At 67.4% G+C, this 21,928-nt stretch carries 18 protein-coding genes; 13 read left to right on the forward strand and 5 right to left on the reverse strand.

Annotated elements, in window-relative coordinates:
- Positions 1-41: 41 nt before the first annotated feature.
- Positions 42-374, forward strand: a complete 333-nt coding sequence (locus GGR48_RS04490) for a VOC family protein (protein WP_183950702.1) — start codon at positions 42-44, stop codon at positions 372-374.
- 1 nt (position 375) lies between these two features.
- Here the strand turns inward: GGR48_RS04490 and moaB are convergent, their stop codons facing one another.
- The 3 genes from moaB to GGR48_RS04505 form a co-directional block, all read right to left on the reverse strand.
- Positions 376-903, reverse strand: coding sequence for a molybdenum cofactor biosynthesis protein B (gene moaB, locus GGR48_RS04495; RefSeq protein ID WP_183950703.1), 528 nt, complete (start codon positions 901-903; stop codon positions 376-378).
- 203 nt (positions 904-1,106) lie between these two features.
- A complete protein-coding gene (locus GGR48_RS04500) occupies positions 1,107-2,978 on the reverse strand; it encodes a lytic transglycosylase domain-containing protein (RefSeq protein WP_183950704.1) in 1,872 nt (623 codons plus the stop codon).
- A complete protein-coding gene (locus GGR48_RS04505) occupies positions 2,975-3,745 on the reverse strand; it encodes a uracil-DNA glycosylase (protein WP_183950705.1) in 771 nt (256 codons plus the stop codon). The genes GGR48_RS04500 and GGR48_RS04505 overlap by 4 nt, the downstream gene beginning before the upstream one ends.
- A 143-nt stretch (positions 3,746-3,888) precedes the next feature.
- Between GGR48_RS04505 and GGR48_RS04510 the strand changes: the two genes are divergently transcribed.
- From GGR48_RS04510 to GGR48_RS04535, 6 genes are all read left to right on the forward strand, one after another.
- Entirely contained in the window at positions 3,889-5,544 is a 1,656-nt protein-coding gene (locus GGR48_RS04510; protein ID WP_183950706.1) for an electron transfer flavoprotein-ubiquinone oxidoreductase, read from the forward strand.
- 25 nt (positions 5,545-5,569) lie between these two features.
- Positions 5,570-7,111 carry a tetratricopeptide repeat protein gene (locus GGR48_RS04515; RefSeq protein WP_183950707.1) on the forward strand — a complete coding sequence of 514 codons (1,542 nt, stop codon included), beginning with the start codon at positions 5,570-5,572 and terminating at the stop codon, positions 7,109-7,111.
- 41 nt (positions 7,112-7,152) lie between these two features.
- Positions 7,153-7,989 carry a 4-(cytidine 5'-diphospho)-2-C-methyl-D-erythritol kinase gene (locus GGR48_RS04520; protein WP_183950708.1) on the forward strand — a complete coding sequence of 279 codons (837 nt, stop codon included), beginning with the start codon at positions 7,153-7,155 and terminating at the stop codon, positions 7,987-7,989.
- 93 nt (positions 7,990-8,082) lie between these two features.
- Positions 8,083-9,156 (forward strand): recombinase RecA, encoded by a 1,074-nt coding sequence (recA, locus tag GGR48_RS04525; protein WP_058716777.1) that lies wholly within the window; start codon positions 8,083-8,085, stop codon positions 9,154-9,156.
- Positions 9,157-9,231: 75 nt separating this feature from the next.
- Positions 9,232-10,068, forward strand: coding sequence for a class I SAM-dependent methyltransferase (locus GGR48_RS04530; RefSeq protein ID WP_183950709.1), 837 nt, complete (start codon positions 9,232-9,234; stop codon positions 10,066-10,068).
- A 978-nt stretch (positions 10,069-11,046) separates the two neighbouring features.
- Positions 11,047-11,673, forward strand: a complete 627-nt coding sequence (locus GGR48_RS04535) for a glutathione S-transferase family protein (RefSeq protein WP_183950710.1) — start codon at positions 11,047-11,049, stop codon at positions 11,671-11,673.
- A gap of 17 nt (positions 11,674-11,690) precedes the next feature.
- Here GGR48_RS04535 and GGR48_RS04540 read toward each other — a convergent pair whose 3' ends face one another.
- Positions 11,691-13,022, reverse strand: coding sequence for a dicarboxylate/amino acid:cation symporter (locus tag GGR48_RS04540; RefSeq protein ID WP_183950711.1), 1,332 nt, complete (start codon positions 13,020-13,022; stop codon positions 11,691-11,693).
- A gap of 77 nt (positions 13,023-13,099) precedes the next feature.
- Here GGR48_RS04540 and GGR48_RS04545 point away from each other — a divergent pair, with 77 nt between their 5' ends.
- The 6 genes from GGR48_RS04545 (at position 13,100) to GGR48_RS04570 (ending at position 21,002) form a co-directional block, all read left to right on the forward strand.
- Complete coding sequence (locus tag GGR48_RS04545) at positions 13,100-14,356, forward strand: M24 family metallopeptidase (RefSeq protein WP_240455989.1); 1,257 nt, start codon at positions 13,100-13,102, stop codon at positions 14,354-14,356.
- Positions 14,311-15,021 (forward strand): phytanoyl-CoA dioxygenase family protein, encoded by a 711-nt coding sequence (locus GGR48_RS04550; RefSeq protein ID WP_240455988.1) that lies wholly within the window; start codon positions 14,311-14,313, stop codon positions 15,019-15,021. The genes GGR48_RS04545 and GGR48_RS04550 overlap by 46 nt, the downstream gene beginning before the upstream one ends.
- A 103-nt stretch (positions 15,022-15,124) precedes the next feature.
- Positions 15,125-17,773 carry an alanine--tRNA ligase gene (gene alaS / locus GGR48_RS04555; RefSeq protein ID WP_183950713.1) on the forward strand — a complete coding sequence of 883 codons (2,649 nt, stop codon included), beginning with the start codon at positions 15,125-15,127 and terminating at the stop codon, positions 17,771-17,773.
- Between the two features lie 30 nt (positions 17,774-17,803).
- Positions 17,804-18,691, forward strand: a complete 888-nt coding sequence (locus GGR48_RS04560; RefSeq protein ID WP_183950714.1) for a hypothetical protein — start codon at positions 17,804-17,806, stop codon at positions 18,689-18,691.
- A complete protein-coding gene (locus tag GGR48_RS04565) occupies positions 18,688-19,563 on the forward strand; it encodes a hypothetical protein (protein WP_183950715.1) in 876 nt (291 codons plus the stop codon). The genes GGR48_RS04560 and GGR48_RS04565 overlap by 4 nt, the downstream gene beginning before the upstream one ends.
- Complete coding sequence (locus tag GGR48_RS04570) at positions 19,560-21,002, forward strand: MATE family efflux transporter (RefSeq protein ID WP_183950716.1); 1,443 nt, start codon at positions 19,560-19,562, stop codon at positions 21,000-21,002. Before GGR48_RS04565 ends, GGR48_RS04570 begins: the two co-directional genes overlap by 4 nt.
- A 13-nt stretch (positions 21,003-21,015) precedes the next feature.
- Here the strand turns inward: GGR48_RS04570 and GGR48_RS04575 are convergent, their stop codons facing one another.
- Positions 21,016-21,870, reverse strand: a complete 855-nt coding sequence (locus GGR48_RS04575) for a diacylglycerol/lipid kinase family protein (RefSeq protein WP_183950965.1) — start codon at positions 21,868-21,870, stop codon at positions 21,016-21,018.
- Between the last annotated feature and the right edge of the window lie 58 nt (positions 21,871-21,928).

The following is a 21,928-nucleotide window of genomic DNA, read 5'->3' on the forward strand; positions in this document are numbered from 1 at the left end:
AGGATTATGATCAGAACATAGCAAGAACGATGGAGTCGATCATGGCACGTCTCGACTATCTCGAACTGCCGGTGGGCGACCGGGCGGCGGCGAAGCTCTTCTATGCCGAGGCGTTCGGCTGGACCTTCACCGATTTCGGGCCGGACTATGCCGCGACGATGAGCGGCGATACCGATGTCGGGCTGGACGCCGCAGCCGACAAGGTCAGGGCGATGCTGCCGGTGATCCGGGTCGATGATCTGGAGGCGACGCTGGCGGCGGTCGAGGCGGCGGGCGGCACCGTCTGCGTACCGATCTTCGCCTTTCCCGGCGGGCGGCGCTTCCACTTCCGCGATGTCGACGGCCACGAACTGGCCGCGATGCAGCCCGATTGAGTCAGCGCTCCAACAGGCGCGGCATCAGCTCGACGAAGTTGCAGGGGCGATGGCGGCTGTCGAGCTGGTCGCGCAAGATGCCGTTCCACGCATCCTTGACCGCGCCGGTCGAGCCGGGCAGCGCGAAGATATAGGTGCCACGCGCGACGCAGGCGCAGGCACGCGACTGGATGGTCGAGGTGCCGATAGTCTGGAAGCTCAGCCAGCGGAAGAGTTCGCCAAAGCCGGGGATCATCTTGGTCGCGATCCGCTCGACCGCCTCGGGGGTCACGTCGCGGCCGGTGACGCCGGTCCCGCCGGTGGTCAGGATGCAGTCGATGCTGGCGTCGTCGATCCAATGGTTGAGCTGCGCGACGATCTGGTCGGCGTCATCGCGCAGGATGGTGCGGTCGGCCAGTTCGTGCCCGGCATCGGTCAGCAGCCCGACCAGCGTGTCGCCCGAGCGGTCCTCCGCCAGCGAGCGAGTGTCGGAGACGGTCAAGACCGCGATGCGGACGGGGGTGAAGCGGCGGGTGGTGTCGATGGGCATGGCGAGGTGAACGTCTCTGCGCGGGTTTCGGGGGCGGCTTGGCTGGTGGTGGGGCGTGGCCTTCGACTGCGCTCAGGCTGAACGGAGCGCGGAGCGTGCGCTTCGACTTCGCTCAGCGTGAACGGATGTCTGGACTAGCCCTAAAGTCCAACCCCCGTTCAGCCTGAGCGCAGTCGAAGGCCAAGGGAATCCCCCGAACCCGATCAATTCGCCTGGGGAAGCGCGGTATTCGACTGTGGACTGACGGTCGCGTTCAGCGCGATCGTCGTCTTCGGCGCGACGCTGGCCTGCGCGACGTTCGGGCGTTGCAGCCGCACCGCCGATGCGCCGGGCAGGCCGGGGAAGCGCGGCCACATGCCCTGCGCCAGCGCCGCGCGGCTGGGCGACTTGGCCTTGCCGGTCTGCCCCTCGTACATCCAGTAGTTGCGCAGGACCATGGTGACGTATCCGCGCGTCTCCCAATAGGGGATGCTCTCGATATAGAGCAGCGGGTCGCCGCCGTCGCGGACCAGGCTGTTCCACTCGCCGACCGGCTTGGGCCCGGCATTATAGGCGGCGATCACCTTGGGCAGCAGGCCGCCGGTGACGCCGGTCATGTCGCGCAGCCGCTCCAGATGGCGCTGGCCGATGTCCATGTTGGTCGACGGCTTGGTCAGCGCCGAGCGGTCGATCGACACGCCGCGTTCGCGCGCGAAATCGGTCGCGGCGGCGGGCATGATCTGCATCAGGCCATAGGCGCCCGCCGGGCTGACCACCTTGTTGCGAAAGCCGCTTTCCTGCAGCGTATGCGCATAGACCAGCGCCTTTTCGACGCGCCAGCCGCTGTCGGGCGTCCAGCTGGGCGTCGGATAGCGTGCCTCGGCGGTGGCGGTGACACCCGCCGGGCAGTTGTGCGCCAGCCAGACGGTGGTGGCGGGCAGATCGAACGATTCGGCGAGGCGAACGAGGCTGCGGAATTCGGTGGGCTGGCCGATCCGTGCCTGCTGGCGGATGACCTGATCGGCCAGATCGGTCTCGCCGATCTCGGCCAGCGCGGCGGCGACCAGGATGTTGGGACGACGATCGAGCGCGGCCCAGTCGGTCGCGACCAGCTGCCCGCGCGGCTCGCGCTCGCCCTGCATGCCCAGCGCTTGTCGGGCAAGCTGGCCATAAAAGCTCTCGCGATACTGCGCGGCGGTGCGCAGGCGGCCCTCAATCCGGTCGGGACGGCCGCACACCATGTCGGCGCGGGATGCCCAATAGAGCGCCGCCGCGCGCAGGTCGATGTCGGTGGCGCGCGCCGCCGTGCCCTCGAACGCGGTCTGTGCGGTCTGGCAGTCATTTTGCCGCCACGCGGACAGGCCGATCGTCCAGCGGCCTTGGATCGCCCAGTCGCCATAGCCATTGGCCGCCTTGGTCGCCATCGCGCGGGCATTGGCGTCGTCGCCCGACAGGAAATACATCCACGCCACCCGCTGCTGCCACTCGGTCAGCGCATCGGACGACAGGCCCGAGGTCGAATCGAGCAGCGCCTGCGCCGAAGCTCCATCATCGGCCTTCACGAAGGGCTGCATCTTCACCGCCAGGTCGGCGGCGATCATGTCGCTCTTCACGCTCTTGGCGCGGGTGCGGCGGGGGGCGCCGTCCTGCCAGATCAGCGTGTGGGTTTCGGGCAGCGGCGGCAGGTCCTGTGCGCCGCGCGAACGGGCGAGCCGCGCCAGCTGTTCGGCCTGGGGCAGTTCGGGGGCTTCGTTGAGCAGCGCAACCAACCGCTCGACATCGACCTTGGGCGACCCCTTGGCGGTGTAGAGTTCGGCGCGGGCGATGGCGTGAAGCGGGCCGGGCTTGAGCGAGTCGAGCTGCAACTGCGCATCGGTCCAGCGGCCGTCGCGGATCGCGGCGAAGACGCGGGCATAGCCGGCCTTCTGGTCGGCGTCGAGCAGCGTGGGGATGCTGGGGGAGGCTTTCAGAGCGGCGGCGCTCCGGCTGGTCGCGGCGTCGAGCGGATCGGCCATCGCGGCCCCGCCTATCGCTGTCCCGGCGGCCAGCACGGCCCCGATCGACAGCGTGCGTATGACGGCGTGCCCCAGCTTCATTTCGCCAATTCCCCTATGAGCAATTGCAAGTCCTTCCAGCTTTCCGCCTTCGCCATCGGCTTTTCGATCAGGAAGCGCGGATGGAAGCTGGCGATCGCCTGGCTTTTGCCGTTCTTATGGTCAACGGCATGTAAATGTCCGCGCGCGCTGGTTAATTCGGTCCCGAGCACGGCACGGCTCGCCGCATTGCCCAGCAGGAGCAGCCCGCGCGGACGGATCAGCCCGACATGGTGGCGTGCGATGTCGGCAAGTCGCGTCTCCAGATCGGCGGGCGTGCGACCCGCCAGCGGCCGCCTGGCGCAGACCGAGGCGAGGTGGACCGTATCGCGCGACTGGCCGATGGCGGCCAGCATCCGGTCGAACAGCCGGCCGGGCGCGCCCGACAGGATCTGCCCAGCCTCGCCATCGTCGCGGTCCGGACAGTCGACCAGCACCATCAGCGCCGCGTCGGCCGGCCCCGTCGCGGTCAGCGACACGCCGTCCCATGATGCTTCGGGCGCGGCATCGGACAGCCGCCATTCCAGAAACGCCGCCAGCGTATCGGGCAAAAGCGTCGGTGCGGGGGCCATGACGGGGGCGGCCGTTCGAGGCGCGGCGGGGGTCAGTGGCGTCGGCGCGAAGGTGACGGGTTGGACCGGCTCCGCCATCCAGTCGCGCGGTGCGTCCTCGACCAGCAGGTCGACGCCCGCGTCATGCCACCAATCCAGCAGGCTGGCGGCCAATGCACTGTCGAGCGGTGCAGTGTCGAACGTCGGAATGGCCCCCATATGACATTAGCCCATGCTGCAAGGTTGACGTGCGCGTCAATCTGTCGGATCGGCTGTCAGGACAGAATGTTTTCCGTCCGCGCCCGGACGAGCCCGATCAGCGGGACGCTACGGCAGCGGCGCGGACCAAAAGCGAGGATGCCATGAGCGAACGCGAATCGATGCCCTATGACGTGGTGATCGTCGGCGCTGGCCCGGCGGGCCTGTCGGCGGCGATCCGGCTGAAACAGCTGGCGGCGGAGACGGGTGGCGAGCTGGCGGTCTGCGTGCTGGAAAAGGGCTCGGAAGTCGGCGCGCACATCCTGTCGGGCGCGGTAATCGACCCGATCGCGCTCGACGAGCTGCTGCCGAACTGGCGCGAGGATGGCTGTCCGCTGGCCGAGGTGCCGGTGACGGAGAACCTCCACTGGATCTTGAGCGCGACGAAGCACCGCAACCTGCCGCACGCGCTGACCCCGCCCTTCATGCACAACAAGGGCACCTATACCGGCAGCCTCGGCAATCTGTGCCGCTGGCTGGCGGGCAAGGCTGAGGAACTGGGGGTCGAGATCTTCCCCGGTTTCGCGGCGGCCGAGATCCTGTTTCACGAGGATGGCCGGGTAAAGGGCGTCGCGACCGGCGACATGGGCGTGGCGCGCGACGGCACGCACAAGCCCGATTATCAGCCGGGCCTCGAACTCCACGCCAAATACACCTTCTTCGCCGAAGGGGTGCGCGGCCATCTGTCGAAGGAAATCATCCGCCAGTTCGACCTCGCCCGCGACAGCGATCCGCAGGTTTACGGCCTCGGTATCAAGGAACTGTGGGACATCGATCCCGCCAAGCATGTGCCGGGCCGCGTGATCCACACCCAGGGCTGGCCGCTGGGTGACGACGCCAATGGCGGCGGCTTTATCTATCATCAGGCGGGCGGGCAGGTCGCGCTCGGCTTCGTGACGTGGCTGAACTACACCAACCCCTATATCTCCCCATTCCAGGAGATGCAGAAGTGGAAGACCCACCCTGTCATCGCCGAACTGCTGAAAGGCGGCAAGCGAGTCTCCTACGGCGCGCGGGCGATCAATGACGGCGGGCTTCAGGCGATCCCGAAGCTGACCTTCCCCGGCGGCGTGCTGGTCGGCTGTTCGGCGGGATTCCTCAACGTGCCGCGCATCAAGGGCACGCACGGCGCGATGAAATCGGCGATGCTGGCGGCCGAAGCCGCGTTCGCCGCCGTCCGGGCGGGCCGCGAGGGTGACGAGCTGACCGACTATCCGGAAGCGTTCCGCGCGTCCTGGCTCTACAAGGAGCTGTCGACCGTTCGCAACGTCGTGCCCTTGGTCAAGAAGTACGGCGATACGCTGGGCTCGGGCCTGGCGGGCGTGACCATGTGGGCCGAGCATTTCGGGCTGAAGATGCCCTTCACCATGAAGCACAAGCCCGATCACGAAAGCCTGTGGCGCAAGGATCAGGTGAAGAAGCCCGATTATCCCAAGCCCGACGGCGTGCTGACCTTCGACCGGCTGTCCTCGGTGTTCCTGTCGAACACCAATCACGAGGAGGACCAGCCGGTCCATCTGACGCTCAAGAACGCCGATGTGCCGATCGAACACAACCTGCCCTTGTTCGACGAGCCCGCGCAACGCTACTGTCCCGCCGGTGTTTACGAGGTGGTGGGCGTGGAAGAGGGCGATCCGAAGTTCGTGATCAACGCCCAAAACTGCGTCCACTGCAAGACGTGCGACATCAAGGACCCGACCCAGAACATCAACTGGGTCGTGCCGGAAGGCGGCGGAGGACCCAATTATCCCAATATGTAAGCGTCCGTTTCTCCCTTCGATCCTGATGATCGCGATCGCCGCCGGCTGGGCCGGCCCGGCGGTCGCGGCGTCCGAGCCGCTGGCGGCCTATCTCGCCGCGCGGGTCGCGGCGGCGGACGGGCGGGCCAAGGCGGCGGCGGACGATTTCGCGGTCGCGCTCGGCGGCTGGCCCGATGACCCGGCGGTCGCCGTGCGCGCCTATCGCGAGGCGATGATCAGCGGCAACGAGACGCTGGCGCTGCGCGCCGCACGGGTGCTGGAGGCCGAGAAGGTCGCCCCGATGGACGTGGTGTTGCTCGACCTGGCGGTCGCCGCGCGGGAGGGCGATGCCAAGCGCTTCGATGCGGCGGTGGCGCGGCTGGACGAGGGGCCGTTGCGTATCCTGTCGCCAAGCCTGCGCGGCTGGGCCGCCTGGGATCGCCGCCAGCCGGTCGAGCCGGCGCTGGCGGGGGCCGGCAAGGAGCCGGTGGCGCGCAAGCTGGCGGATGAAACCCGGCTGTTGATCGCGCTGTCCGCCCGGCAATTGGACGGGAAGGCGGCTCGACTGCTGATCGAGGCGATGCGCCCGCCCGCCGACACCCGCATCGCCGCCGCGTCGCTGATCGCCGGGCGCGGGGACGAGGCGACGGCGCGCGCGCTTTTGACCGACCCGCTTGTCCGGGCGTCTCGCAAGACGCTGGGGGCCAAGCCGAGCCTCGGCTTCGGCGTGTCGCGTCTGCTGCTGCGCGTGGCGGGCGAGCTGGTGAGCGAAGGACCGCGCCCGCTGGTCATCGCGCTCGGCCGCACCGCGCTGATCGCGGACCCGCATAATGACCGCGCCCGGCTCGTGCTGGCCGAGGCGCTGTCGAAGGACGAGGCGTGGACGGCGGCGATCGCCGCGCTGGAGGATGTCGATCCACGCGGCGCCTTCGCGCACCGTGCCGCGATCGTGCGTATCGGCCTGCTGGCGGCGGCGGATCGACAGGGTGAGGCGCTGATGCTGGCCAAGGGGCTGGCGACGGACAAACGCGCGACGGTCGACGATTGGCAGGTCTATGCCGACCAGCTGATCGCCGCCAGCCGACCCGCCGACGCGGCTGCCTGGTATGAAAAGGTCACCGAAGCCGATCCGGCGCTGCCCTGGGCGGCGTGGCTGCAATATGGCGGCGCGCTGGATCAGGCCGGCCGCAAGGACGAGGCGGATGCCGCACTCGCCAGGGCCGTGGCGCTCGGCCCGGACGAGCCGCTGGCGCTCAACTATCTGGGCTATGCCCGGATCGAGCGGGGACAGGATGTTCCGGCCTCGCTTGCCCTGCTGGAACGCGCGAGCAAGCTGGCGCCCGAGGATGCATCGATCACCGACTCGCTTGGCTGGGGCTATTACAAGGCGGGGCAGGTGCGCCGCGCGCTGCCGCTGGTCGAACAGGCCGCGATGGCCGAACCCGCCAATAGCGAGATCAACGATCATCTCGGCGACATCTACTGGGCGCTGGGGCGGCATTACGAGGCGCGCTATGCCTGGCGTGCCGCCGCGCTGACGGCGGACGAGGGCGCTAAGGTGGAACTGGCCGTCAAGATCGCCCGCTGATCGCGCTTGCCGCTGACGGGCCGACATCGCATGGACGATCCATGACCGCTATCGTCGAACCCGCGCCCGCCAAGATCAATCTGGCGCTTCATGTCCGCCGCCGCCGCGACGACGGCTATCACGAGCTGGAGACGCTGTTCGCCTTTTGCCGGGACGGCGATGTCGTCACGGTCACACGTGCCGATGCGACCGACTTGACGCTGACCGGGCCGTTCGCGGGCGTGCTGGCGGGCGAGGCGACCGACGATAATCTGGTGATGCGCGCCGCGCGCGGGTTTTGCGCACGCTTTGGGGTCGAGGACGGCCATGCCATCACGCTCGACAAGCATCTGCCGGTCGCATCGGGCATCGGCGGCGGATCGGCGGATGCGGCGGCGACCTTGCGCGCACTGGCCCGGCTGCACGGTGTGGCCATCGATCACCCCGAGCTGTTCGCGCTGGCGGCGGAATTGGGGGCAGATGTCCCCGCTTGTCTGCTCGGCCGGACGGCGTTGGGGCAGGGTAAGGGCGATGCCCTGCAGCCGCTGGCACCATTGGGCGATCGGCCCGTGCTGCTCGTCAATCCGGGGGTGGGCGTATCGACGGCGGCGGTGTTCTCGCGTTGGGACGGTGTCGATCGCGGTGGTCTGGGTGACGGTGATGTCTGGGCGATGGCGGCGGCGGGGCGCAATGATCTGGAGCCGCCGGCCCGTGCGCTGGCCCCGGCGATCGACCAGGTGCTGGATCTGCTTGGCCGGGCGCCGGGTGTCGTGCTGTCGCGCATGTCGGGATCGGGCGCGACCTGCTTTGCCGTGTTCGGATCGGTCGCGGCGCGCGACGCGGCGGCGCGGGCGGCCGGCGATCGGGGCTGGTGGACGCTGGCGACTTTTTTGACCTGATCTTTGTTCCCATCTTGTTCCCATGGAACAAAACACATACATTGCAGATGCGTTGAACGGACCACGAGGTTGGTCTAGCGAGGGAAGCATCTGATGGCCGCCAATCTGAAAGTGATCGAAACAGGCATGGCAACCGCAAACGCAGACCGTCAAAAGGCGCTCGACGCCGCGCTCGCTCAGATCGACCGGGCATTCGGCAAGGGCTCGGCGATGAAGCTGGGGCAGAAGGAGACGATGCAGGTCGAGGCGATCTCGACCGGCTCGCTGGGTCTCGACATCGCGCTGGGCGTCGGCGGCTTGCCGCGCGGCCGCGTGATCGAGGTCTATGGGCCTGAATCCTCGGGTAAGACGACGCTGGCGCTGCACGTCATCGCCGAGGCGCAGAAGATGGGCGGCACCGCCGCCTTTGTCGACGCCGAACACGCGCTCGACCCCGTCTATGCCAAGAAGCTGGGCGTCAATATCGACGAACTGATCGTGTCGCAGCCGGACACCGGCGAGCAGGCGCTGGAAATCACCGACACGCTGGTCCGCTCGAACGCGATCGACGTGCTGGTGGTCGACTCGGTCGCCGCCCTCGTGCCGCGTGCCGAGATCGAGGGCGAGATGGGCGACAGCCATGTCGGCCTTCAGGCTCGCCTGATGTCCCAGTCGCTCCGCAAGCTGACCGGCTCCATCAGCCGTTCGCGCTGCATGGTGATCTTCATCAACCAGCTGCGCATGAAGATCGGCGTGATGTACGGCAATCCGGAGACGACGACGGGTGGCAACGCGCTGAAATTCTACGCCTCGGTCCGGCTTGACATCCGTCGCACCGGCCAGATCAAGGATCGCGAGGACATCACCGGTAACACGACGCGTGTGAAGGTGGTGAAGAACAAGGTCGCGCCGCCGTTCAAGCAGGTCGAATTCGACATCATGTATGGCGAGGGCATCTCGAAGATCGGCGAAATCCTCGACCTGGGCGTCAAGGCCGGTCTGGTCGAGAAGTCGGGCAGCTGGTTCTCCTACGACTCGGTGCGGATCGGGCAGGGGCGTGAGAACGCCAAGAACTACCTGCGCGACAATCCCGACATGGCCGATCGCCTGGAACGGGCGATCCGCCAGCGGACCGAGAAGGTGGCCGAGGAAATGATGACCGGCCCCGATGCCGAGGACGACATCTGACGAAAAGCGGCCCGCCGGCGACGGTGGGCCGTTTTTCCATGGGCCGCCCCACGGGGTGGCTAAGGGGACAGGGCGATGACCAGCGGGCAGGATTGGCAGGGGCGTGTCGGCGATGTCTGGGCGGCCGAATGGCGGCGGACGGAACGGAGCTTCGCCGATCTGGCCCGTCATCTGGATCAGGTGATCGCCAACAATGCCCCGGAGAGCGGCCGTGCGCTCGACATCGGCAGCGGTGCTGGGTCGACCAGCATGGCGTTGCAGGCGGCACGACCTGCATTGCAGGTGACCGGGGTCGACCTGTCGCCCGAACTGGTCGCCCTGGCCAAGGAGCGGGCGGAACAGGGCGGGGCGGATGGTGCGCGTTTCGTATGCGGCGATGCGATCGCGGTGGCACGGGCAGAGGGGCCGTTTGACCTCTTCGTCTCGCGCCACGGTGTCATGTTCTTCCCCGACCCCGTCGCCGCCTTTGCCGGGCTGCGTCAGGCTGCTGGCGATGACGCACAGATGATCTTCTCCTGTTTCGACGATCGCTCCCGCAACAGCTTCGCGACGGTGGCGGATGAAGCGGTCGGCGTCACGCCACCGCCGGTCGACGGCTATGAGCCGGGCCCCTTCGCCTTTGCCGACAGCGATCATGTGGCAAACTGGCTGGAGGACGGCGGCTGGCACCCCGAAGGGGCGGCGCGCATCGCGTTCGACTATGTCGCGGGTCAGGGCGACGATCCGGTCGAGGACGCGCTGTCCTTCCTGTCCCGCATCGGCCCGGCGGCGCGCGCCATGGCGGTGGCCGATGCGACCGAGCGCATGCGTATCGCCGACGCCCTCCGGGGGATACTGGCGAACTATCGTGTCGACGACCGGATCGTCTTGCCGGCCAGCGCGTGGATATGGCGCGCAACGGTCAGTCTTTGAGCTTGGGCCGGATCGACAATCAGTCCACCATCTTTCTTTTCCTCACCGGTAAGGGGTGGAGAGCGACCTTTGTCGTGCCCAGGGCCCCATCTCGCTCGCACACATCCGACGGATGGTGGGAGTGTCACGTCGTCGACGCGGTCTAGACCGGGATGACATTGTCTGGAATCAACGCGAGCCCCTCCCCTTCAGGGGAGGGGTTGGGGTGGGGCATCGCCTCACACCGTCCGCTTGTGGAAGCGGGGGGCCCCCCCCCCCCCCCCCCCCCCCCGTGGGGGGGGGGGGGGGGGGGGCCCCCTCGCCTCACACCGTCCGCTTGTGGAAGCGCCCCACCCCCGGCCCCTCCCCTGAAGGGGAGGGGTGGGTTCACTTCATGTCATCCTGCTTTAAGTGATCAACCGGGACAGCCTTTCGTCAAGCTTGCGGCCTGCGACCCTTTCCAGGGGATCGTAGTGAAACTGGCCCTTCCCTACTGATCACGCGCCACCCCAGCGAAGGCCGGGGTCCAGAAGCTGGACGCCTTCCATCGCTTATCAGCGCTGACCCAACTGGACCCCGGCCTGCGCCGGGGTGGTCTGAAAGGTTTTGCAACGATCCTCTTCGAGGGGAGGATAGGATGAAGGTCTATCCGACCTGGCTCGATCTTCTCCCTTAAGGGCACGGGTTTTGGCATGCCCCCGGCACGGTAAGATGACGCCCGGGGGGCTATCTCGATCGCCCACATTGCAGGAATGGTGGGGAGTACCGGTCGTGGATGCGGTCCCATCTCACAGGCGAGAACACCCCTCGTCAGGCTGCCGGTCTGTCGTCTCCCGCTCCGGGCAAAACTAAAACCAATGTCGATCCGGCTCAGACTGGGCCGCGCTTTCAAATACAGCCATGGCGTCGCCGTCACGAGGCCTTCGATCGCCCCATAAACCCCGGTTGAACCCGCCCCCGCACCTGATGCGTTATCGCGCCCGCACAAGGGGAGCCATCATGACGATCATCGTCCATCATCTGGAAAACAGCCGGTCGCAGCGCATCCTCTGGATGCTGGAAGAACTGGGGCTTCCGTACGACATCCGGCATTACAAGCGCGACCCCAAGACAATGCTGGCGCCGCGTGAACTGCGCAACGTGCATCCGCTCGGCAAGTCGCCGGTGATCGAGGATGACGGGCTGGTGGTCGCCGAGACGGGTGCGATCATCGAATATCTGGTCGGCAAGGGCGATGGACGCCTGGGTCCGCCCGCGCACCGCGAGGCGATGCAGCGCTGGCGCTTCTGGCTGCATTATGCCGAAGGCTCGCTGATGCCGCCGCTCTTCGTGCTGCTCGTGCTCAGCCGGATTCCGTTAATGGGCAAGACCGCGATGAAGCGGTTCCAGCCGATGGTCGATCGCCACCTCGACTATGTCGAGAGCGAACTCGCCAAATCGCCCTGGTTCGCGGGCGATCAGATGACGGCGGCCGACATCATCATGAGCTTTCCGCTGGAAGCCGCCCGCGCGCGCGCCGGGTTGGACGAGCGGCGGCCGGCCACCATCGCGTGGCTCGAGCGTATCCATGCCCGCCCCGCCTATCAGGCCGCGCTCGCCAAGGGCGGTCCCTATGCCTATGCGTGAGGCATAGGGACCGGCGATCAATGCCCCCCGATCTGGCGGAAGCTGTCGGGGGCGGGTTCGGCCGGCGTGCCCGACGGGGCCTTGAGCGAGGCGACGTCCACCGGCTCGGGCGGGTCGAGCGGCCCTTCCCATTTCGCGATCACCGCGCTGGCCACCGCATTGCCGATGACGTTGGTCGCCGAGCGGCCCATGTCGAGGAAATGGTCGACCGCCAGGATCAGGAGCAAGCCAGCCTCGGGGATGTTGAACATCGGCATGGTCGCCGCGATCACCACCAGCGAGGCGCGCGGCACGCCGGCAATCCCCTTCGACGTGACCATCAGCACCAGCAACATCGTGATCTGCTGCCCGATCGACAGGTCGATGCCATAGGCCTGCGCGATGAACAAAGCCGCGAAGGTCATGTACATCATCGAGCCGTCGAGGTTGAACGAGTACCCCAGCGGCAGCACGAAGCTGGCGATGCGCGGCGGCACGCCGAACCGGTCCAGCCCCTCCAGGATGCGGGGGTACGCGGCCTCCGACGAGGCGGTCGAGAAGGCCAGGATCAGCGGCGCGCGGATATGCGCCAGCAGCTCGCGGATCTTGCCGCCGATGAACAGGGTCGCGACACCGATCAGGACCAGCCACAACAGGAACAGCCCCAGATAGAAGCTGCCCATGAAATAGGCGAGCTTGCCGATGACGCTGGGGCCGCGCTCGGCCAGCGTGCCGGCGACCGCGGCGAACACCGCGATCGGCGCGACGCGCATCACATAATCGGTGACCTGCAACATCACCGCCACCAGCGCGTCGACCGCACGGACCAAAGGCGCGGCGCGCTCGCCCACCGCCGTGATCGCGACGCCCAGGAACAGCGATCCGATGACGATCTGGAGCACCTCGTTGGTCGCCATCGCCTCGATCAGCGAAGCCGGGACGAGGTGGGTCACGAATTTCTGCAGGTCGAACCCGGCCTTCACCACGCCGCTATCGGCGGTGACGGCGGGTAGCGGCAGGTTGATGCCGACCCCCGGCTGGAGCAGGTTGACCAGGATCATGCCCAGGCTGAGCGAGACGAGGCTGGCCGACAGGAACCAGGCGAGCGAGCGGATGCCGATCCGCCCCAGCGCCTTGGTGTCGCCCATCTGCGCGATGCCTGACACCAGCGTCGCGAAGACCAGCGGCGCGATGATCATCTTGATCAGCCGCAAGAACAGGCCGGTGACGATCGCGAAATAGCCGGCGATCGCTTTCAGTTGCTCGGTCGCGGCGGCGCTGCCGTCGTCGATCGACAGGTTGAGCGCCAGGCCGACGATCAGGCCGAGCACCAGCCCGATGAAGATGTACAAGGTCAGCCGCTTGGCCATGCATACCCCAAATTCCAATTGCGCGCGCGAGCCAAGGGCATTGCGGCGCTCAGGTCAAGAATTCTATCATCGCGGCCATGCAGACCCTGATGTCCCGCCGCGCGCTGATCGCGGCCGCCGCCCTGCCGCTTCTCGTCCGGCCGGGGCTGTTGCGCGCCGCCGAACCCGATCTGTCGGCCTTGCGCGACATCACCACCGGCGCGGTCCCGATCGACGCGGCCGAACGCGCGCGGCGGCTGTCGCGCGCGCAAGGCCTGATGAAGGCGAACGGCATCGGCGCAGTGCTGATCGAGCCGGGATCGAGCATGGTCTATTTCACCGGCGTGCGCTGGGGGCGTAGCGAAAGGCTGACCGCTGCGATCCTGCCGGTCGACGGCGAACCGTGCATCGTCACGCCTTTTTTCGAGGAACCTTCGGTGCGCGAGACGCTGTCGGTCCCGGCCGAGGTGCGGGTGTGGCAGGAGGATCAGAACCCGCTGGCGGTCGTGGCGGGCTTCCTGCGCGATCGGAAGCTGGCGAACCGGCCGATCGGGATCGAGGAAACGGCGCGCTTCTTCGCCTTTGACGGGTTGCAAAGGGTGCTGCCCGACGCGCGGCTGGTGTCCGCCAATCCGGTGGTGCGCGGATGCCGGATGATCAAGACGCCCGCCGAGATCGCGCTGATGCAGGTGGCGACCGATGTGACGATGGCGGCTTATCGCTGGCTCCATCCGCGCGTCGAGGCGGGGATGACCGGCGCGGAGATCGGCGCGCTGATGAGTGCCGCGACCCGCAAGCTGGGCGGCGCACCCGAATTCAGCATGGCGCTGATCGGCGAAGCCTCCGCCTATCCGCATGGCAGCAAGCAGGTTCACCGGGTGGCGGACGGGCAGGTCGTGCTGATGGACTGTGGCTGCACCGTGCAGGGCTATCAATCGGACGTCTCGCGAAGCTGGGTCCATGGCACCGCGACGGCCGAGCAGCGCAAGGTCTGGGATATGGTCGCGAAGGGCCAGCAGGTGGCGCGCGGGGCGGCGCGAATCGGCGCACCGGCGGGCAGCATCGACGATGCGGTTCGGCGTTTCTACACCGCCCAAGGCTATGGCCCCGATTATCGCTTGCCGGGCCTGTCGCATCGCACCGGCCATGGCATCGGCATGGACGGGCATGAGCCGGTCAATCTGGTGCGCGGCGAGGCGACGCCGCTGGCACCGGGCATGTGTTTCTCCAACGAGCCGGGGCTGTATCTGCCGGGCAAGTTCGGCATCCGGCTGGAGGATTGCTTCCACATAACCGAGGCGGGCCCGGCATGGTTCTCGACCCCGCCCCGCTCGATCGACGCGCCGATCGGATGACCGCCGAACTGGACGCACGCGGCTATGTCCGCTGGCTGACACGTCTCGACGATGCGGCGTTGGCGGAGTTGACGGCGCTGTTCGCCGACTGGCCGGGCGGCTGTCCGGGGCAGAGGATCGATCCGGCGCAGACCGAGGGATTGTCGTTCGTCAGGCGTTTGTGTTCGGACCTGAACGGGGCTCCGGGCGCAGATTTCCGTCCCGTCCGGGCCATCCTGTTCGACAAGCAGGACGGTGCGAACTGGGCATTGGCATGGCATCAGGATCGCACCATCGAGGTCGCGGAGCGCCGCGACACGGATGGCTTCGTGCCATGGACCGTCAAGCAGGGGCGGGTGCATGTCGCGCCGCCCGTGTCGCTGCTGGAGCGGATGCGGACCGTGCGCTTTCACCTCGACCCGGTGGACGCCGACAATGCGCCGCTGCTGGTCTCACCAGGGTCGCATCGGCTGGGCCTCATTCCCGAAGCGGCGATCGGCGACGTCGTTGCGCGCTGTGGGGAGACCATGTGTCTTGCCGACGCCGGATCGGTCTGGGTCTATCATACGCTGATTCTCCATGCCTCGGCCCGGTCCCGGCCCGGGCGGCATCGACGGGTCTTGCAGATCGATCTGTCTGCGGGCGGCTTGCGCTGGGGCGCTGACGGTGAGGGGAGGGCGTCATGAACCCGACATCCGTTCGTCCCCCTGCTGTGCATATCGATGCGACGGAACGAGGCGAACGCGCGGGCGCTTGAGCGCGCGCGAAACCTCGCCTAAGTCGCGTTTCATGACCTCGACCAACGACATCCGCCGCGGCTTTCTCGACTATTTCGGAAGCGAAGGGCATCAGATCGTGCCCTCCGCGCCGCTCGTGCCGCAGAACGACCCGACGCTGATGTTCGTGAATGCGGGCATGGTGCCGTTCAAGAACGTGTTCACCGGCCTGGAGTCGCGCCCCTATACCACCGCGACCAGCTCGCAGAAGTGCGTGCGTGCGGGCGGCAAGCATAACGATCTCGACAATGTCGGCTATACCGCGCGGCACCATACCTTCTTTGAAATGCTGGGCAATTTCTCGTTCGGCGACTATTTCAAGGAACAGGCGATCACCCATGCCTGGACCCTGCTGACCAAGGTCTGGGGCATCCCGGCCGAAAAGCTGACCGCCACCGTCTATCACACCGATGACGAGGCGTTCGAGCTGTGGAAGAAGATCGCGGGACTCCCTGAGCACAAGATCATCCGCATCCCGACCAAGGACAATTTCTGGGCGATGGGCGAGAACGGGCCGTGCGGTCCGTGCTCGGAAATCTTCTACGATCACGGCGACCATATCTATGGTGGCCCCCCCGGCAGCCCGGAGGAGGATGGCGACCGATTCGTCGAGATCTGGAACCTGGTCTTCATGCAGTTCGAGCAGGAAGCCAATGAGATCGTCGGCGAGCTGCCCAAGAAGTCGATCGACACCGGCATGGGGCTGGAGCGGATCGCGGCCGTCCTGCAGGGCGTGCACGACAATTACGACACCGACACCTTCAAGGCGCTGATCGCCGCTTCGTGTGAACTGACACACACCAAGGCGGAAGACGGCCCGAAGGCGTCGCACCGTGTGATCGCGGATCACCTTCGCTCGGCCGGTTTCCTGGTGGCGGACGGCGTGCTGCCCGCCAATGAAGGGCGCGGCTATGTCCTGCGTCGCATCATGCGCCGTGCGATGCGTCACGCGCATCTGCTGGGCGCCAAGGAGCCGTTGATGCACCGGCTAGTTCCGGCGCTGGTCGCGGAGATGGGCGCCGCCTATCCCGAACTGGTCCGCGCGCAGCCGCTAATCGAAGCCACCCTGAAGCAGGAAGAGACGCGCTTCCGCCAGACGCTCGACAAGGGATTGAAGCTGCTCGACGAAGCGACCGCGGGCATGGCCCCCGGCGCGACGCTGGCGGGTGAGACGGCGTTCAAGCTTTATGACACCTATGGCTTCCCCTATGACCTGACCGAGGACGCGCTGCGGGCGCAGAACCTGTCGGTCGACCGGGCGGGCTTCGACGCCGCCATGGCCGAGCAGAAGCGCGCCGCGCGTGCGGCGTGGAAGGGCTCGGGTGCGAAGGCATCGGACGACGTCTGGTTCGACATCGCCGAGGAAACCGGCTCGACCGAATTCCTGGGCTATGCCTCCGACACCGGCGAGGGCGAAGTGCTCGCGCTGGTCAAGGACGGCGCGCGGGTCGACAGCGCGGCGGCGGGCGATACCGTTTCGGTTATCGTCAACCAGACGCCCTTCTATGGCGAGAGCGGTGGTCAGGTCGGTGACAGCGGCACGATCTCCAGCGATACCGGGCTTAAGGCGGTCGTCACCGACACCTCCAAGCAACTCGGCCGCGTCTTCGTGCATAATGCCGAAATCCAGGAAGGCGGCATCAAGGTCGGCGACAGTGTGAAGCTGGCGATCGATACGACCCGCCGCGCCGCGATCCGCGCCAACCACTCGGCGACGCATCTGTTGCACGAGGCGCTTCGCCAGCGGCTGGGCACCCATGTCGCGCAGAAGGGCTCGCTCGTCGCGCCCGACCGGCTGCGCTTCGACTTCTCGCAGCCGGTCGGCATGACCGCCGACGACATTGCCGAGGTCGAGACGAAGGTGAACGAGCAGGTGCGCGGCAACGGTCCTGTCGTCACCCGCCTGATGACGCCCGACGAGGCGATCGAAATGGGCGCGATGGCGCTGTTCGGTGAGAAGTACGGCGACGAGGTTCGCGTCGTGTCGATGGGCGAGGATGCCGATGGCACCTACAGCCTCGAACTCTGCGGCGGCACGCATGTCAGTGCGCTGGGCGAGATCGGTGTATTCAAGATCGTGTCCGAAGGCGCGGTGTCGAGCGGCGTGCGCCGGGTCGAGGCGCTGACCGGCGAGGGCGCGCGCGCCTATCTGTCGCATCGCGACGACATGCTGAAGGCGGCCGCCGCGACGCTGAAGACGACGCCCGACGAGGTGCCCGCGCGCATCGCCGCGCTGGTCGAGGACCGCCGTCGTCTGGAGCGCGAACTGGCCGAGGCCAAGAAGGCGCTGGCGATGGGCGGCGGGGCCGGCGGTGCGGCGGCCGGGCCGGAGCAGATCGGCGACGTGGCGTTCATCGGCCAGGTGCTCGACGGGTTCGAGGCCAAGGGGCTGCGCGGTGCGGTGGACGATGCCAAGCAGCGGCTGGGCGGCTCGGGCGTCGCGGTGATGGTCGCGGTCAATGATGGCCGCGCCTCGGTCGCGGTCGGCGTGACCGACGACCTGACCGCTAAGCACAATGCGGTCGACCTGCTGCGCAAGGCCGTGGCCGCGCTGGGCGGGCAGGGCGGTGGCGGCCGTCCCGACATGGCGCAGGGCGGCGGCCCCGATGGCACCAAGGGCGCAGAGGCCCTCCAGGCGGTGCGGGACGCGCTCGCGGGGTAACGGACGACAACAGCCAAGGGGAGAGTGGCGATGGACAAGAGACGGATGACGGCCCTGCTGGCGGGGGTCGTGCTCCTCTTGCCTTCGCCCCTTCTCGCGCAAGCGGCGGCGCAGAGCGCGCCGGCCGCGACCAGCGATCCGGTGGTGGTCACCGCGCGACCGATCCCGCGCGAGGCCGAGATCAAGGATCAGATCCTCGGGGTGACCGGTCGTCCGCAATCGGACATGCCGCTGATGCGGTTTCGCGAGCCGGTCTGTATCGGCACCGCCGGGCTGCCGGTCGCCGCCAGCGAGGAAATCCTGCGGCGGATGATGGCGACGGTCCAGTTGCTGGGCATGCAGATGGCACCCGATGGATGCCGGCCCAACATCCTGATCCTCTTCGCCGACAATCCGCAGGAGCAGCTTCTGGGCTTGCGAACCCGATCGCCGCAGATCTTCGGCGACCTGACCCGCCCGGCGGTCAGCCGCATCGTGAAGGCGCCGGGGCCGGTCTATGCCTGGAATGCGGCGGTGCGGGTGTCGCGTGACGGCGACCTCGTGATCCAACAGGAGGGCCCTTCGACGAACTGGCCGGAAATGAAGGTCGGTGCGGCGTCGCGTCTGCTCAGCCCCGTTCGTCAGGACATCGCCGCCTCGGTCGTGGTGATCGAGCGCAAGGCGTTGCTCAACAAGACATTGGTGCAGATCGCCGACTATGCGGTGATGCGCAGCATGGCGGCGACCAAACCCGTGGCCGACGCGGCGGTGCCGACCATCCTGACCCTGTTCGACAAGGATGCGACCGCGCCGTCGGAATTCACCGAGTTCGATCGCGGCCTGCTGGGTGGGCTGTACCAGTCGCCGCGCCATGCCGGCGCGACGCAACAGATCGCCAATATGGCGCGCGGCGTTCGCGAAGCGTCGACCACACCATGAGGGGCATGTGGCGTGGGCCGATCCTGGCAATCGCCAGTCTGCCCGCACTGACCGGCGCCCAAACGGCCACCGCGCCGGGGGGTGCAACCGATCCCGTCATCGTCACCGCACGGCCCTTGCCGCCGAGACGCGAGACGTTGCGCTGGTTCGCCACCATATCCGGCTATCCGGACAGCGATCGGCCGCTGTCCCGCCTGACCGAGCCGCTCTGCATCGCCAGCAGCGGCTTGCCGGCGACGCTGGCGATGCCGATCGCCGACCGGATGCTGGGGCATGCCGAGCGGCTGGGGATCAAGCTGGGCGGCGAGAAATGCCGGCCCAATGTCCTGATCCTGTTCGTCGATCACGGGCCTGCGCACATCGCATGGCTGATCGATCATCGCCCGGGGATGTTCGGTGAACTCGCTTATGCCGACGTCCGCGCGCTGGCGAAGGACAAGGGGCCGGTCCATGCCTGGCACATGACCGCGCTGACCAGCCGTGACGGCGATCCCCTGATCGCCATGCCGGGTGAGCTACCTACCCTCCATATCCCCAGCGCCAGCCGGATCAACCTGCCCGTCAAGTCGCATATCGCGGCGGCCGTCGTGATGATCGAGCGCGATGCCGTGATGGGCAGGACGGTCGAGCAGATCGCCGACTATGCGACGATGCGGGCGCTGGCCGTCGTGCGTCCGCGTCAGGCATCGGGCGTCTCCACCATCCTGACCCTGTTTGAGGGGGACGCCGCGCCGGGCGCGTTGACCGCGTTCGACTGGGGCTATCTGCGCGGTCTCTATGCGGGACAGGGAAATCGCGCGCCCGCGCTTCAATATGCCGCCATGGCGCGTTTCGTCGAGGACGAGATCAACGGCGGAGACAAGACACCGTGACAGCCAATGCCGGTCGCCGCGACCTGACCACCGGGCCGATTGGCCGCACCCTGTTGCTGTTCGCATTGCCGACCCTGGGATCGAGCGTGTTGCAGTCGCTGAACGGGTCGATCAATGCGATCTGGATCGGCCAGTTTCTGGGCGCGCGAGCGCTGGCCGCGACGACCAATGCCAATATCATCATGTTCCTGCTGGTCGCGGCGACCTTCGGGTTCGGAATGGCGGCGACGATCCTGATCGGCCAGAATATGGGGCGGCGCGACGTCGACGCGGCACGGAGGGTGCTGGGCGCGGCGCTGGGGCTGTTCCTGATCATCTCCGTTCTGACGGTGATCGTCGGCTGGCTCGCGGCGCCCGCCATCCTGCGCGCGCTGTCGACGCCGGACGATGTCTATCCGCTGGCACTGGCCTATCTGCGCATCATCTTCGTCGCGATGCCGCCGGGGTTCGTCAGCGTGTTGTTCACCATGGCGCTGAGGGGTGTTGGCGATTCGGTCACGCCGCTGAAGTTCATGGCGCTGGGATCGGTGCTGGACGTCATCCTGAACCCGGTCTTCATTCTCGGCCTGGGGCCGTTGCCGGCGCTGGGTATTCAGGGATCGGCGCTTGCGACGTTGATCGCCAATGCGGCGTCGCTGATCGGGCTGGTCGGCTTCATTTATGCCCGTGATCTGGTCGTGCGGCTGCGCGGGGCCGAATGGCGCTATCTGATGCCCTCCACCGAGCTGCTGCGGACGATCGTGGTCAAGGGCTTTCCCATGGGGCTGCAGATGCTGGTCGTCTCCACCTCCGCGCTCGCCATGATGGGGCTGGTCAACCGGCATGGGACCGCGACGACGGCGGCGTACGGCGCGGCGAACCAGCTCTGGACCTATATCCAGATGCCCGCGATGGCGGTAGGCGCGGCGGTCAGCGCGATGGTGGCGCAAAATATCGGGGCGGGGCAATGGGACCGGGTCGACCGGGTCACCCGCGCCGGGCTGCGCATGAACCTGTTGCTGACGGGGGCGCTGGTCGGAATCGTGACGCTGCTCGACCGGCATGTGCTGTGGCTGTTCCTGGGCAGCGAGCCGGCGGCGATCGACATCGCCACGCGGATCAACCTGATCGCGGGGTGGAGCTTCATGCTGTTCGGCATCTCGATGGTGCTGGCGGCGACGGTGCGGGCCAATGGCGCGGTGGTGGGGCCGCTGGTCATCCTGGCCATCGCGATGTTCCCGGTGCGCTTCGGGCTGGCCTATGCGCTGTCGCCGATGCTCGGGTCGGATGCGATCTGGTGGAGCTTTCCGGCCGGATCGCTGGCCTCGATGCTGATGACGATCGCCTATTATCGCCGTGGCGGCTGGCGCAAGGGCAAGCTGACCGCCGCGCCGGAGGAATGCCACGAACAGGCGATGGCCGAGGGACAGCCGACCAACAAGGCGATGCCGGTCGGCTGATCCCGCCTGCGCGTCACGCCGGGGCGATCACCTCGATGATCCCGGGCGCGATGCGGGCGGTGACCGGCGTGCGCGCCAGCACCTCGCCATCGATCGAGATGGGCAGCGGCGGGATGGTGTTGAGCTTGATCTCACGCCCCCGGAACTCGCGCACCTTTTCTTTGCGATAGTCGCTGCGCAGGATGCTGGCGCCCCAGTTGACGATCAGCCGGCGCTTCACATGGCCGCACACCGCCTGCACCACGATCTTGCCCGAATCGACGGCGGCGGACTCCACCAGCTCGGTGCCGCCGTGATAGGGGCCGTTGGAAATCCGCACCTCGACGACGCGCAGCCGCTCGCGCTGGCCATCCTGCTCGACGATCAGCGTGAAGGGGCGGAAGCGCAGGAACTGATAGGCCGCCCAGCCGAGATAGCCGAGTCGCCCCGCCACGCGCTTCAGGCCATGTGGCACGGTTTCGGCGATCTTGGGGCTGATCCCCATCGCGGCGCAGTTGGCGTAATAATCGTTGTCGATCATCCCCAGGTCGATGCGGCGCGGGCGACCGGTGCGGATCACCTCCACCGCGCCCTCGATGTCGAGCGGGATGCCGAGCGAGCGCGCGAAGCTGTTCGCCGTGCCCAGCGGCAATACGCCCAGCATCACGTCATGGCCGACCATCAGGTCGACAAGGCCGCTGATCGTGCCGTCACCGCCGCCCAGGATCAGCAGGTCGGGCTTAGCCGCCAGCAGTTCGCGGACCGTCGGCTCGAGCTCTTCGGGGTCCTCCACGGCACGCGCGTCGACCTTGTAGGGCAGGTCGGACAGCGCCGCACAGGCACGGCGGAACAGCGCCTGGCCGCGCCGGGACTTGGCGTTCACGACCATGGCGGCCGATCGTATCTCTCTCAACCTGGGTTCCTTTCGCTCGCGCAACGCTTGGCAA

The organism is Sphingomonas pseudosanguinis, assembly GCF_014196255.1.
GTDB lineage: Bacteria > Pseudomonadota > Alphaproteobacteria > Sphingomonadales > Sphingomonadaceae > Sphingomonas > Sphingomonas pseudosanguinis.

Excerpts from the sequence above, each read along its gene's own strand:
- GGR48_RS04545 (WP_240455989.1), top strand. The coding sequence starts at position 13,100 with ATGCAGACCCTGATGTCCCGCCGCGCGCTGATCGCGGCCGCCGCCCTG.
- GGR48_RS04505 (WP_183950705.1), bottom strand. The coding sequence starts at position 3,745 with ATGGGGGCCATTCCGACGTTCGACACTGCACCGCTCGACAGTGCATTG.
- GGR48_RS04565 (WP_183950715.1), top strand. The coding sequence starts at position 18,688 with ATGAGGGGCATGTGGCGTGGGCCGATCCTGGCAATCGCCAGTCTGCCC.
- GGR48_RS04520 (WP_183950708.1), top strand. The coding sequence starts at position 7,153 with ATGACCGCTATCGTCGAACCCGCGCCCGCCAAGATCAATCTGGCGCTT.
- GGR48_RS04535 (WP_183950710.1), top strand. The coding sequence starts at position 11,047 with ATGACGATCATCGTCCATCATCTGGAAAACAGCCGGTCGCAGCGCATC.
- GGR48_RS04550 (WP_240455988.1), top strand. The coding sequence starts at position 14,311 with ATGGTTCTCGACCCCGCCCCGCTCGATCGACGCGCCGATCGGATGACC.
- moaB (WP_183950703.1), bottom strand. The coding sequence starts at position 903 with ATGCCCATCGACACCACCCGCCGCTTCACCCCCGTCCGCATCGCGGTC.
- GGR48_RS04530 (WP_183950709.1), top strand. The coding sequence starts at position 9,232 with ATGACCAGCGGGCAGGATTGGCAGGGGCGTGTCGGCGATGTCTGGGCG.
- recA (WP_058716777.1), top strand. The coding sequence starts at position 8,083 with ATGGCCGCCAATCTGAAAGTGATCGAAACAGGCATGGCAACCGCAAAC.
- GGR48_RS04515 (WP_183950707.1), top strand. The coding sequence starts at position 5,570 with ATGATCGCGATCGCCGCCGGCTGGGCCGGCCCGGCGGTCGCGGCGTCC.
- GGR48_RS04490 (WP_183950702.1), top strand. The coding sequence starts at position 42 with ATGGCACGTCTCGACTATCTCGAACTGCCGGTGGGCGACCGGGCGGCG.
- GGR48_RS04510 (WP_183950706.1), top strand. The coding sequence starts at position 3,889 with ATGAGCGAACGCGAATCGATGCCCTATGACGTGGTGATCGTCGGCGCT.
- alaS (WP_183950713.1), top strand. The coding sequence starts at position 15,125 with ATGACCTCGACCAACGACATCCGCCGCGGCTTTCTCGACTATTTCGGA.
- GGR48_RS04560 (WP_183950714.1), top strand. The coding sequence starts at position 17,804 with ATGGACAAGAGACGGATGACGGCCCTGCTGGCGGGGGTCGTGCTCCTC.
- GGR48_RS04540 (WP_183950711.1), bottom strand. The coding sequence starts at position 13,022 with ATGGCCAAGCGGCTGACCTTGTACATCTTCATCGGGCTGGTGCTCGGC.
- GGR48_RS04575 (WP_183950965.1), bottom strand. The coding sequence starts at position 21,870 with ATGGTCGTGAACGCCAAGTCCCGGCGCGGCCAGGCGCTGTTCCGCCGT.
- GGR48_RS04500 (WP_183950704.1), bottom strand. The coding sequence starts at position 2,978 with ATGAAGCTGGGGCACGCCGTCATACGCACGCTGTCGATCGGGGCCGTG.